Consider the following 12,063-nt stretch of genomic DNA (forward strand, 5'->3'; position numbering starts at 1 on the left):
GCAAAGTATTTATCGAGAAAACTCACCGTTTTACCTCGAAACAGAACCGAAAAGATGTTTCTAACGCTTTCAGGACTGTAACAGGAAGGTTACCGGGCCATCATTGACCAGATGAACCTGCATGTCGGCGCCGAATCTACCTGATGCCACAGTGCCATGCACCTGTTTCGCCTGACTCAGCAAATAGTTGAACAATTCTTCGCCCAGGGCCGGAGGCGCAGCCGTGGAAAAACTCGGGCGCAGACCGCTCTTGGTGTCCGCCGCCAGGGTGAATTGCGACACCAGCAGCAATCCACCACCGACATCCGCCAAGGACAGGTTCATCTTGCCCTCGGTATCACTGAACACTCGATAGTTAAGCAGCTTGTGCAGGAGTTTGTCGGCATTGGCCCGGGTATCCCCGGGCTCGACGGCCACCAGCACCAGCAAGCCCTGGTCCACAGCCCCGACGATCTCGCCCGCCACCTCGACCCGGGCGCCGCGCACCCGTTGCAGCAGCCCCTTCATGCTTCTTCGGGCGGCAGGTCGAGCAGGCGCCGGGCCATTTGCGCGGCGGCGCGCACCAACGCGTCGGTAATCCCCGGCTCCGAGGCGGCGTGGCCGGCGTCGCGGATCACCTGCAATTCACTGTTGGGCCAGTTCTGATGCAGTTCCCAGGCATTGTCCAACGGGCAGATCACATCGTAGCGGCCGTGCACGATGACGCCTGGCAAATGGGCGATCTTGCCCATGTCGCGAATCAACTGGTTGGGCTCGAGGAAAGCGTTGTTGGTGAAGTAGTGGCATTCGATCCGGGCGATCGACAGCGCCCGCTGCGGCTCGGAGAAGCGATCGACCACCAGCGGGTTCGGACGCAGGGTGGCGGTACGACCTTCCCAGGTGGACCAGGCCTTGGCCGCGTGCATCTGGGCGATCTGGTCGTTGCCGGTCAGGCGCTTGTGGAAAGCGCTGAGCAGGTCGTCGCGCTCGTCCAACGGGATCGGTGCGATGTAGTCCTGCCAGTAGTCGGGAAACAGGCGACTGGCACCCGCCTGATAAAACCACTCGATTTCCTGCGGACGGCAGAGAAAGATCCCACGCAAGATCAGGCCATGCACCCGCTCTGGATGGGTCTGGGCGTAGGCCAGGGCCAGGGTCGAGCCCCAGGAACCGCCGAACAGCACCCATTTCTCGATACCCAGGTGCTTGCGGATACGCTCCAGGTCTTCGACCAGATCCCAGGTGGTGTTGTTTTCCAGGCTGGCGTGGGGGGTGGATCGACCGCAACCGCGCTGGTCGAAGGTGACGATGCGGTACAGGTTCGGATCGAAGTAGCGACGGCTCTGCGCATCGCAGCCGGCACCCGGGCCGCCGTGAATGAACACCACTGGCAGGCCTTCTGGGGAACCGCTTTCATCGACATAGAGCGTGTGGGTGTCATCGACAGCCAGATCGTGCCGGGCATGGGGTTTGATCTGCGGGTACAAAGTCTGCATTGCGCGCTCCGTAAGGGGTCGAGTCATCCCTGTAGGGACTTCTATTTAGTCTGCCGTCCGGCATCATAAACCCGAATGACCTTAATGAGCATGTCCCCTGCGCAGTCAAAGCATGTCAGCCAGGTACGCCAGCAGCGTGCGATACATCTGATCGACCTCCGGCACCTGGCCCCGGCCACGCAGGCAACCGTGGACCAGCCCATTGCCGACATACAGCACGGCGTCTCCCCCTGCGGCGTTCAGCCGCTCGCAATAAAGGACGCCGTCGTCGCGCAGTGGATCCCATTGCGCGACAGCAACCAGCGCTGGCGGCAAGCCGTCCAGGTTGTCGGCGAGTAACGGCATGGCATAAGGCGAAGGACGAGCGCCACCCAGGTACAGCGCCTCATAGCGCTCCAGATCGCGACTGCTCAGGAGCGGGGCATCGAAGCACTCGTGACGCGACGGCAGATCCGCAGGGCCACCGAGCGCCGGATAAATCAAGACCTGGGCCCGGGGCAACGGTTGCCCGGCATCGCGCAAGGCCAGGCATAACGCGGCAGCGAGATTGCCGCCGGCGCTGTCACCGACCACCAGCCGGCGACGAGGGTCTATGGCGAACGGGGCGTCCGCCAAGTGGCGCCAAACCGCGAGGCAATCTTCGAAGCCGGCCGGAAACGGATGCTCCGGGGCCAGCCGGTAATCCACCGCCACCACCCACGCGCCCAGCTCAGCGGCTAGCTCCATGCAGATGAAGTCATGGGAATCCAGATCCCCCACGACCCAACCGCCACCGTGCAGGTAAAGCACGCATGGCCAGCCGGCGAGCGGTGCCGCACGTTGCGGGTAATAGGCCCGCACCGCCACGCCGGCCAGTTCGAAATCCTCGATGGCCAGCGTCGGCGGGCAAGGTGGAGTGAACGCCCGGCACATCTGGCTGTAGGCCTGGCGCGAACCGACGAGGCTATCGTCCGGGCTGGTGAAGCTCTGGGTTTTGTCGATGAAAGCTGACATTGCCTGGGAGAGTGGGTAGGTCATCGTGGTTTGCCGTGGTGTGGCTCGGAGGCTTTTGTGGCGAGGGAGCTTGCTCCCGCTGGGTGGCGCAGCCGCCCCAAGAATCTTGTGAGCGCTGCGCACTCAAGCGGGAGCAAGTTCCCTCGCCACAGGGGTTATCAGTGCCCGGAAAATCGCCTCAGTTCTTGAGACTGGCCTGCACCGCCGCCACGCCATCCTTGCCATCGAAACTCGTGACACCCGCCAGCCAGCGCTGAAGATCCTCAGGATGCTCGCGCAGCCATTGCCGGGCGACGTCCTGGGGTGTCTTGCGCTCCATGATCGGCACCATCAACTGGCTTTCTTGGGCGGCGGTGAAGGTGAGGTTTTCCAACAGCCGGCTCACGTTCGGGCAACGCTGGGCGTAGTCCGGCGCGGTCACGATGGAGACGGTCGCGGCGCCTTCGTTCGGACCATAGACGTCCTCGCTGCCGGTCAGGTACGTGATGTTCATGTTGATGTTCATCGGGTGCGGGGTCCAGCCGACGAAGACCACGAACTCCTTGCGGTTCACCGCCCGCTGCACCGCCGCCAGCATGCCTGCTTCACCGGACTCGATCAGCTTGAAATCCTTGAGGCCGAAGTGGTTGGTCTCGATCATGGTCTTGATGGTGGTGTTGGCACCGCTGCCCGGCTCGATGCCGTAGATCTTGCCGCCAAGCTGATCCTTGAACCGGGCGATGTCGGCAAAGGTCTTGAGCCCCGCCGCCGCCACGTAATCCGGTACGGCCAATGTGGCCTGGGCGTCGGCCAGGCTTGGCTTGTCCAGTACCTTCACCTGGTTGGCCGCCAGGAACGGGGCGATGTTCTTGTCCATCGCCGGCTTCCAATACCCCAGGAAGATGTCGAGCCGCTTGTCGCGGATGCCGGCGAAGATGATCTGTTGCACGGCGCTGGTCTGCTTGCTGTCGTAGCCCAGACCGGTGAGCAGCACATCGGCCATGCCGCTGGTGGCGATCACATCGGTCCAGTTGACCACGCCCATGCGGACGGTCTGGCAGGACGCAGGCTCGGCGGCCATCGCCCCGGTGCTGAGTAGAACGGTACCGCAGAGGAACGACAGACAGCGTTTGAACAGTCTTTTCATCGCGAGGGTCTCGTGCGGCAGCGGATTATTGTAGGGCGGTGTCTTGGCGCACCGTGACCGGAACATTACGCAGCGTCGAGGGGGTCAAGATGAACTGTGGCGACTCGGTTTTGCACGGTGGCGACAGGTAGGCAGGCATGAATGCTTTTGTGGCGAGGGAGCTTGCTCCCGCTGGGCTGCGCAGCGGCCCCCAGATTTCACGAGCGCTACGCACTCGAGCGGGAGCAAGCTCCCTCGCCACCCAAGCTGCCTTGCCAGGGATTAATGTTTGTAGGTCTTCTGCCCCCACGCCAGGAAACCTTCCAGCAACTCCCTGAGCACCACCTGGGTCGGCGCCGCCAGATCCGGGCGGTAGTTGAACGGTTCGAATTCTTCCATGTAAGTGCTCTGGCACAGTTCCAGTTGCACGGCGTGGATGTCTTCGGCCGGGTTGCCGTAGTGCCGCGTGATGTGTCCGCCCTTGAAACGCCCGTTGAGCACATGGGTGAACTGGCCGTGGCGGGCGCAGATGGCTTCGAGCTGGCTGGCCAGGGTCGGGTCGCAACTGGCACCGTTGAAAGTGCCGAGGTTGAAGTCCGGCAGCTTGCCGTCGAACAGGTGCGGGATCACCGAACGGATCGAGTGGGCGTCGAACAGCAAGGCGTAGCCGAACTCGGCCTTGAGCCGCGCCAGTTCCTGCCGCAGTGCTTGGTGGTACGGCATCCAGACCTGCTGCAGATACGTCGCCCGTTCCTCGGCCGACGGTTCCAGCCCTTCGCGAAACAACGGCACGCCATCGAACAGCGTCGCCGGGTACAAACCGGTGGTGGCGCCGACGTACATCGGCTTGTCATCGGAGGGGCGATTCAGGTCGACGACGAACCGTGAATACTCGGCGGCCAGGGTGCTGGCGCCCAACTCATTGGCGAACTCATAGAGCTGGGGAATGTGCCAGTCGGTGTCCGGCAGGCTCTGGGCTTCGGGAATCAACCCGGCCTTCACCGCCGGGGTCAGGCGCAGGCCGGCGTGGGGCATGCTGACCAACAGCGGCACGCGCCCTTGCTTGAAATTCAGGACCTTCTCCACAACCAATCTCCTCAATCGATTTCCACGCCGTGACGCACGACGCGTTTTTCCAGATCGCCACCGAGCCAGTACGCCAGGTCGGCCGGGCGGTCGATGTGCCAGGCGACAAAATCCGCGACCTTGCCGACTTCCAGCGAACCGTGGGTTTGCGCCATGCCCAAGGCCTGGGCCGCATGAATCGTCGCCCCTGCCAGGGCTTCTTCCGGGGTCATCCGGAAACAGGTGCAGGCCATGTTCAACATCAAGCGCAGCGACAGCGCCGGCGAAGTGCCGGGGTTGAGGTCGCTGGCCACGGCGATTTTCACCCCATGCTTGCGCAGGGCATCCATGGGCGGCAGTTGGGTTTCCCGCAGGAAATAAAACGCCCCCGGTAGCAACACCGCCACGGTGCCGGAAGCGGCCATGGCCTTGGCGTCGTCCTCGGTCATGAATTCCAGGTGATCGGCCGACAGCGCCTGGTAACGCGCCGCCAGGCTGGAACCGTGCAGAGACGACAATTGTTCGGCGTGCAACTTCACCGGCAGTCCCAGTTGTCGCGCGGTGATAAACACTCGCTCGACCTGCGCCGGGGAAAACGCCAGGTATTCGCAAAAGGCATCCACCGCATCCACCAGCCCCTCGGCCGCCAGGGCTGGCAGCATCTCGGTGCAGATGTGTTCGATGTAGTCATCGGCGCGATCCTTGTACTCCGGTGGCAAGGCGTGGGCCGCCAGGCAGGTACTGCGTACGCTGACCGGTAACTCGGCGCCAAGACGGCGAATGACGCGAAGGATCTTGCGTTCGCTGGCCAGGTCCAGGCCGTAGCCGGACTTGATCTCCACCGTGGTCACGCCGTCGTGCATCAGGCCTTTCAGGCGTTTGGCGGCGCTGGCGAACAATTCGTCTTCACTGGCGGCGCGGGTGGCGCGCACGGTACTGGCGATGCCACCGCCGGCCGCCGCGATTTCGGCGTAGCTGACGCCTTGCAGGCGCTGTTCGAACTCACCGCTGCGGTTGCCGCCAAATACCGTGTGGGTGTGGCAGTCGATCAACCCCGGCGTGACCCAGGCGCCCTTGAGGTCGTTGACCGCCGGGTAGTCCCCCATCGGCAATTCGGCACGCGGGCCGATCCAGTGAATGTGCTCGCCCTGGGTGACGATGGCGGCGTCTTCGATGATCGAGTAGACGCCCTGGGCCATGGTGGCGGCGTGGCAGTTTTGCCAGAGGGTTTTCATCCCGGTTTCCTCGTCGCGTTCAAAATCGAATCGCGAGCGAGCTCGCTCCCACAAGGATTTCTGATGCACTCAAAACCCCTGTGGGAGCGAGCTCGCTCGCGATGAGGCCCTTACAGGCTCGGCAACAACTGCGCCGTGACCAATTCGTTCAGGCACCGACTCGCCAGCAACTCACTGGCCGCATTGATGTCCGGCGCAAAGAAGCGGTCCTTCTCATAAAACGGCACTTCTGCACGCAACAGACCACGGGCCCGCTCCAGTTTGGAAGAGGTCTTCAAACCGCCGCGCAGGTCCAGCCCCTGGCAGGCCGCGAGCCATTCCACCGCCAGAATCCCACGGGTGTTCTCGGCCATTTCCCACAGGCGCTTGCCGGCGGCCGGGGCCATGGAGACGTGGTCTTCCTGGTTGGCCGAGGTCGGCAGGCTGTCCACCGAATGGGGATGGGACAGCGCCTTGTTTTCACTGGCCAGGGCCGCCGCGGTGACCTGGGCGATCATGAAGCCGGAGTTCACCCCGCCATTGGCCACCAGGAACGGCGGCAACTGCGACATGTGCTTGTCCATCATCAACGAAATCCGGCGCTCGCTCAGGGAGCCGATTTCGGCAATCGCCAAGGCCATGTTGTCGGCGGCCATCGCCACCGGTTCGGCGTGGAAGTTGCCGCCGGAAATCACGTCACCCTCGGCGGCGAACACCAGCGGGTTATCCGACACCGCGTTGGCTTCGATCACCAGCACTTCAGCGGCCTGGCGGAACTGGGTCAGGCAGGCGCCCATCACTTGCGGCTGGCAACGCAGGGAGTACGGGTCCTGGACCTTGTCGCAGTTCTGGTGCGAATCGGAGACTTCGCTGCGCTCGCCCAGCAGATCGCGGTAAGCGGCGGCGGCATCGATCTGGCCTTTCTGGCCGCGAGCGGCATGGATCCGCGCGTCGAACGGCGAGCGCGAACCGAGCACCGCTTCCACCGTCAGGCTGCCCAGAGACAGGGCCGCGGCGAACAGGTCTTCACCTTCGAACAGGCCACGCAGGGCAAACGCAGTGGAGACCTGGGTGCCGTTGAGCAGCGCCAGGCCTTCCTTGGCGGCCAGGGTCAGCGGCGCAAGACCGGCGACTTTCAGCGCCTCGACGGCCGGCAGCCATTCGCCCTTGTAGCGGGCCTTGCCTTCACCCAGCAGCACCAGGGACATGTGGGCCAGCGGCGCCAGGTCACCGGACGCACCGACCGACCCCTTGAGCGGAATGTGCGGGTAGACCTCGGCATTGACCAGCGCAATCAGCGCATCGATCACCTGCCGACGGATGCCGGAAAAGCCCCGGCTCAGGCTGTTGACCTTGAGCACCATGACCAACCGCACCAGCGCATCGCTGATCGGCTCGCCCACGCCGGCGGCATGGGACAGCACCAGGGAACGCTGCAGGTTTTCCAGGTCCTCGCTGGCGATGCGGGTCGAGGCCAGCAAGCCGAAACCGGTATTGATGCCGTAGGCGGTGCGATTCTCGGCCAGGATCTGCTCGACGCAGGCGACGCTGGCCTCGATCTGCGCCGAGGCACTGGCATCCAGGCTCAAGGTCACCGGGTGCTGATAGATGTCACGCAATTGAGCCAGGCTCAATTGGCCGGGAATCAGGTTTAAGGCAGTCATGTATTGCTCCTTTTGAGAGTTTTGTTTTCACCCGCCAGTCGCTCCGGAATGTTCCGTTATCCGTCACCTTCGCTTTTTGGGCGATGCCTTGTGGGCAAGAGGTGCCTTGGCACGCTGGCGCTTTTTTGATCAATTCAAATTCGGTAATACGTTGTGCAGCACGTTTGGGTCTTTGAGCAGGCCGGCGGCACTGGCGATGTCCGGCGCCAGCCAGCGATCCTGGTCGTAGGGCGGCACGCGCTCGCGCAGCAGTTTCCAGGCGATGTCGGTGCCGGCGCCGAAACGCTGGGCCTTGAGAAACTCAAAGGCCTGGGCCGCCAGCAGGTACTCGATGGCGAGGATCTGCGTGCAGTTTTCCAGCGCCCGGTGCAGCTTCAGGGCGGCGTTGGTGCCCATGCTCAGGTGGTCTTCCTGCAAACCGGAGGTGACGAAATTGTCCAGCACCGCCGGTTGCGCCAGTTGCTTGTTCTCCGCGCACAGCGACGCGGCGACGTATTGCACGATCATCATCCCCGAGTTCACGCCGGGATTGGCCACCAGGAAGGCTGGCAGGCCGCTGACGTGGGGGTTGATCAAGCGGTCGAGGCGACGCTCGGCGATGGAGCCGATTTCGGCCATGGCAATCGCCAGCAGGTCCGCCGCCAAGGCCACCGACTGACCGTGGGGGTTGGCCTGGGACATGACCCGGAAGTTTTCCGGCGTACCCAGCAACAGCGGGTTATCGGTAACCGCATTGAGTTCGGTTTCGATCTGTTGCCGGGCGTGGGCCAACTGATCGCGAGCCGCGCCGTGCACCTGGGGGATCGAGCGGATGCTCAAGGCATCCTGGGTGCGAATGCCCCGGCTCGCGGCGATGACCTCGCTGCCGTCGAGCAAGGCCCGCAAGTTGACCCCGACCTGCTGCATGCCCGGGTGCGGCTTGAGGGCGATGATCTCGGCATCGAACGCGGCAATCTGGCCGCGCTGGGCCTCGAAGCTCATGGCGCCGATCACATCGGCCCATTGCACCAGCCGCGTCGCATCGGCCAGGGCCAGGCAACTGAGGCCGGTCATGCACGGCGTGCCGTTGACCAGGCACAGACCGTCCTTGGCCCCCAGTTGCACCGGTTGCAAACCCTCGGCGACCAAGGCTTGTTGCGCCGGGACTATTTGTCCGCGATAGCTGACCTGACCAACCCCCAGCAACGCGATGCCGATGTGGGCCATGTGGGTCAGGTAACCCACCGAACCCTGGGACGGCACTTGCGGCGTGATGCCGCGATTGAGCAGTGCCAACAACGCCTCCACCACCCGGCGATGGATGCCGGACTTGCCCTGGCTGTAGTTGAGGATGGCGGCGCAGAGGATCGCCCGGGTCTGTTCATCCGTCAGCGGCGCGCCGACGCCACAGGCATGGCTGAGCAGGGTGTTGCGTGACAGTTGGCTGAGTTGTTCGTCCTTGAGCGAGACATTGCACAAGGCCCCCAGGCCGGTATTGACGCCGTAGGCGCGCTCGCCGCTTTCGACAATGCGCTGGACGATGGCCTGGGCATTGTCGATCCGCGCCCAGGTCTGGGTCGACAGCTCAAGCTCGGCACCGAAGCGGGCGACGGCGACGACGTCCTGCCAGCGCAACGGAGCGCCGGTGATTACGATTTTTTCAGCCTGGGACATCCTCAACCTCGTCTGTGCAACTTGAATATTGATGCAGCTTTGCCGGCCCTATCGCGAGCAAGCTCGCTCCCACAGGGATTTCCTTTTGGGCACAAAATGTGTGAGCAAAAGAGGTCCCCTTGTGGGAGCGAGCTTGCTCGCGATGGGGCCAGCCCTACCACCACAAACCCTTCAAACCACCGCAGCCCTGCGCTGCACAAACCGATCGACATACTCATCCGCCGGCGAATGCAGGATCTCCCGGGGCGTGCCGACCTGGATCAGCTTGCCGTCCTTGAGGATCGCGATGCGGTTGCCGATGCGCACGGCCTCGTCGAGGTCGTGGGTGATGAAGACGATGGTCTTGTGCAGGGTCTTCTGCAGCTCCAGTAACTGGTCCTGCATTTCCGCACGGATCAGCGGGTCGAGGGCGCTGAAGGCTTCGTCCATCAGGATGATATCGGTGTCCGCCGCCAAGGCCCGGGCCAGGCCCACACGCTGGCGCATGCCGCCGGAGAGCTGGTGTGGGTATTTGTTCTCGTAGCCTTTCAGGCCCACGGTGTTGATCCAGTGCAGCGCCCGCTCGGCGCACACCTGCTTGCTCTCGCCGCGCACTTTCAAGCCATAGGCGACGTTGTCCAGCACGCTCTTGTGGGGCAGCAGGCCGAAGCTCTGGAACACCATGCTGATCTTGTGCCGGCGAAATTCGCGCAGGGCGTCCATGTCCAGTTGCAGAATGTCTTCGCCGTCCACCAGGATCGCCCCACTCGTAGGATCGATCAGCCGATTGAAGTGGCGCACCAGGGTGGACTTGCCGGAGCCGGACAGGCCCATGATCACGAAGATCTCACCGGTGCCGATGCTCAGCGACAGGTCGTTGACGCCGACCACGCAGCCGGTTTCGGCCAACACCTGGTCCTTGGTCTTGTTCTGGCGGATCAGCTCCAGGGCTTCCTTGGAGCGATTGCCGAAAATCTTGAAGACGTTCTTGACTTCGATCTTGCTGATGGCTGCGTTGCTCATTTGCTCACCTCATGCCGAGGACGACCATAGGCCTGGGTAATGCGGTCGATGACCACGGCGAGAATCACGATGGCCAGCCCCGCTTCCAGGCCGCGCCCGACGTTGAGGGTCTGGATGCCCACCAGCACATCTTCGCCCAGGCCACGGGCACCGATCATCGAGGCGATGACCACCATCGACAGGGCCATCATGGTGGTCTGGTTGATCCCGGCCATGATGCTCGGCAGGGCCAGGGGCAGTTGCACGCCGAACAGCTGTTGCCAGCGGTTGGCGCCGAAGGCGTTGATGGCTTCCATCACTTCGCCGTCCACCTGGCGGATGCCCAGGTCGGTCAGGCGGATCAATGGCGGCGCGGCGTAGATCACCGTGGCGAAAATCGCCGGGACCTTGCCCAGGCCGAACAGCATCAACACCGGAATCAGGTACACGAAGCTCGGCATGGTCTGCATGATGTCCAGCAACGGCATCAACACCGAACGCAGGCGGTTGCTGCGCGCCGAAAGAATGCCCAGGGGAATGCCGATCAACACCGAGATCAGCGTCGCCACCAGCATCAGGGCGAGGGTCTGCATCAGTTTGTCCCACAGGCCTACCGCACCCACCAGGAACAACAGGCCGACGATGACTGCCGTAGCCAAGACCTTGCGGGTGGCGTGCCAGGCAATGCCACCGACAATGGCCAGCATCAGCCACCAGGGCGCCATGCGCAACAGGCCTTCCAGATTGACGATGGCCCACAGCAGGGTGTCGGAGATGTGCCGGAACACATCGCCATAGTTGGTCACCAGGGAATCGACCCAACCGTTGACCCAATCGGCGATGGAGAAGGTAAAGCTTTCGGGAAACATAAGAGACTCTCGATCAAGTGGATGCGGTGAACGTCCCGGCCAGCCCCACGGTTGGCCGGGAAAGATTCGACCTACAGAGCCGCGTCGATTTTCTTGGCAGCGTCTTCACTGACCCAGGCGTGCCAGACTTCAGGATGTTCCTTCAGGAAGATCTTCGCCAGTTTCGGCGACTCGATCCGCTCTTTGGCCATGCGCCCAAGGTTCTGGTTCAGGATATCGATCGGCAGGTTGACCTTCTCCAGCACCGCCACCAGTTCCGGGGCTTCGTCGTGGAACGTCTTGGACAGGCCGACCTTGATGCTCACGCTTTTATCCACGCCCGGTTTTTCTTCCAGTTTCACCAGGTCCACCTGGCCCATCAGTGGCGTTGGCGACCAGTAGTAGAACAGGATCGGCTCGCCACGCTTGTAGCTCGACAACACCGCCGCATCCAGCGCCGGGCCGGTGCCTGGACGGAAGTTGGTGTAGGTTTTTTCCAAGCCGTAGCTTTTCAGCATTTCGCTGTTGTCCAGCTCACAGGTCCAACCGGCCGGGCAGTTGTAGAAACGGCCCTTGGACGGTTCTTCCGGGTCCTTGAACACGGCAGCGTACTGGCCCAGGTCGGCAATGTTCTTCAGGCCCGGGGCCTTGGCTTCGAGCTTGCGCTTGGCGTCGCCTTCAACCACGTAGCGCGGCACATACCAGCCTTCGATGGCGCCCACCACCGGGGCACCGACGCCGACCACCTTGCCGGCCTTCTCGGCCTTGTTCCACACCTCGCTGCGGCCGACCCACTCTTCGGCGAACACCTGGATGTCGTTGCTGCTCAGGGCGTTTTCCATGGTGATGGAGTTGCCCGGCAGGCTGTCGGTCTTGCAGTCGTAGCCTTTTTCCAGCACCACTTGCAGGACGTCAGTCAGCAGCATGCCGCTTTCCCAGTTCAGGCCGGCAAACTTCACCGGTTTACCCGACTCGCACCAACCCGCCGCTTGCGTGGCGCCGGCGCTGGCCAGCAGGCCCATGGAAAGCAATGTGGTCAACAGGGTCTTGTTCGACTTCATTATG

General features: G+C 63.0%; 11 protein-coding genes. All 11 read right to left on the minus strand.

Translation table 11 applies throughout. The features are described 5' to 3' along the window. Nucleotides 1-69: 69 nt before the first annotated feature. The 11 genes from dtd to AO356_RS09635 all read right to left on the minus strand — a co-directional run bounded on the left by dtd (nt 70) and on the right by AO356_RS09635 (nt 12,059). Nucleotides 70-507, minus strand: a complete 438-nt coding sequence (dtd, locus tag AO356_RS09585; RefSeq protein ID WP_060739582.1) for a D-aminoacyl-tRNA deacylase — start codon at nt 505-507, stop codon at nt 70-72. Further along, nucleotides 504-1,475 (minus strand): prolyl aminopeptidase, encoded by a 972-nt coding sequence (gene pip / locus AO356_RS09590; protein WP_003196909.1) that lies wholly within the window; start codon nt 1,473-1,475, stop codon nt 504-506. The genes dtd and pip overlap by 4 nt, the downstream gene beginning before the upstream one ends. Nucleotides 1,476-1,580: 105 nt before the next feature. Then, nucleotides 1,581-2,492 (minus strand): alpha/beta hydrolase, encoded by a 912-nt coding sequence (locus tag AO356_RS09595; protein ID WP_237140809.1) that lies wholly within the window; start codon nt 2,490-2,492, stop codon nt 1,581-1,583. Nucleotides 2,493-2,646: 154 nt separating this feature from the next. Then, complete coding sequence (locus AO356_RS09600) at nt 2,647-3,594, minus strand: choline ABC transporter substrate-binding protein (protein ID WP_060739583.1); 948 nt, start codon at nt 3,592-3,594, stop codon at nt 2,647-2,649. A gap of 261 nt (nt 3,595-3,855) precedes the next feature. Next, a complete protein-coding gene (gene hutG / locus AO356_RS09605; RefSeq protein WP_060739584.1) occupies nt 3,856-4,659 on the minus strand; it encodes an N-formylglutamate deformylase in 804 nt (267 codons plus the stop codon). A gap of 11 nt (nt 4,660-4,670) precedes the next feature. Continuing rightward, nucleotides 4,671-5,873, minus strand: a complete 1,203-nt coding sequence (hutI, locus tag AO356_RS09610) for an imidazolonepropionase (RefSeq protein ID WP_060739585.1) — start codon at nt 5,871-5,873, stop codon at nt 4,671-4,673. Nucleotides 5,874-5,983: 110 nt separating this feature from the next. Then, nucleotides 5,984-7,516 carry a histidine ammonia-lyase gene (gene hutH / locus AO356_RS09615; RefSeq protein ID WP_060739586.1) on the minus strand — a complete coding sequence of 511 codons (1,533 nt, stop codon included), beginning with the start codon at nt 7,514-7,516 and terminating at the stop codon, nt 5,984-5,986. A 129-nt stretch (nt 7,517-7,645) separates the two neighbouring features. Next, nucleotides 7,646-9,169, minus strand: coding sequence for a histidine ammonia-lyase (gene hutH, locus AO356_RS09620; RefSeq protein ID WP_060739587.1), 1,524 nt, complete (start codon nt 9,167-9,169; stop codon nt 7,646-7,648). Between the two features lie 171 nt (nt 9,170-9,340). Then, nucleotides 9,341-10,171, minus strand: coding sequence for a quaternary amine ABC transporter ATP-binding protein (locus AO356_RS09625; RefSeq protein ID WP_050586211.1), 831 nt, complete (start codon nt 10,169-10,171; stop codon nt 9,341-9,343). Continuing rightward, nucleotides 10,168-11,019 carry an ABC transporter permease gene (locus AO356_RS09630; RefSeq protein ID WP_060739588.1) on the minus strand — a complete coding sequence of 284 codons (852 nt, stop codon included), beginning with the start codon at nt 11,017-11,019 and terminating at the stop codon, nt 10,168-10,170. The genes AO356_RS09625 and AO356_RS09630 overlap by 4 nt, the downstream gene beginning before the upstream one ends. 71 nt (nt 11,020-11,090) lie before the next feature. Then, on the minus strand, nt 11,091-12,059 hold the full coding sequence (locus AO356_RS09635) for an ABC transporter substrate-binding protein (RefSeq protein ID WP_014336129.1): 969 nt from the start codon (nt 12,057-12,059) through the stop codon (nt 11,091-11,093). Nucleotides 12,060-12,063: the final 4 nt, after the last annotated feature.

The sequence above is a fragment of the Pseudomonas fluorescens genome, from assembly GCF_001307275.1.
Taxonomy (GTDB): domain Bacteria; phylum Pseudomonadota; class Gammaproteobacteria; order Pseudomonadales; family Pseudomonadaceae; genus Aquipseudomonas; species Aquipseudomonas fluorescens_AA.

Bases quoted from the DNA above. Each gene is read 5' to 3' on its own strand.
- dtd (WP_060739582.1), bottom strand. From the start codon at position 507: ATGAAGGGGCTGCTGCAACGGGTGCGCGGCGCCCGGGTCGAGGTGGCG.
- pip (WP_003196909.1), bottom strand. From the start codon at position 1,475: ATGCAGACTTTGTACCCGCAGATCAAACCCCATGCCCGGCACGATCTG.
- AO356_RS09595 (WP_237140809.1), bottom strand. From the start codon at position 2,492: ATGACCTACCCACTCTCCCAGGCAATGTCAGCTTTCATCGACAAAACC.
- AO356_RS09600 (WP_060739583.1), bottom strand. From the start codon at position 3,594: ATGAAAAGACTGTTCAAACGCTGTCTGTCGTTCCTCTGCGGTACCGTT.
- hutI (WP_060739585.1), bottom strand. From the start codon at position 5,873: ATGAAAACCCTCTGGCAAAACTGCCACGCCGCCACCATGGCCCAGGGC.
- hutH (WP_060739586.1), bottom strand. From the start codon at position 7,516: ATGACTGCCTTAAACCTGATTCCCGGCCAATTGAGCCTGGCTCAATTG.
- hutH (WP_060739587.1), bottom strand. From the start codon at position 9,169: ATGTCCCAGGCTGAAAAAATCGTAATCACCGGCGCTCCGTTGCGCTGG.
- AO356_RS09625 (WP_050586211.1), bottom strand. From the start codon at position 10,171: ATGAGCAACGCAGCCATCAGCAAGATCGAAGTCAAGAACGTCTTCAAG.
- AO356_RS09630 (WP_060739588.1), bottom strand. From the start codon at position 11,019: ATGTTTCCCGAAAGCTTTACCTTCTCCATCGCCGATTGGGTCAACGGT.
- AO356_RS09635 (WP_014336129.1), bottom strand. From the start codon at position 12,059: ATGAAGTCGAACAAGACCCTGTTGACCACATTGCTTTCCATGGGCCTG.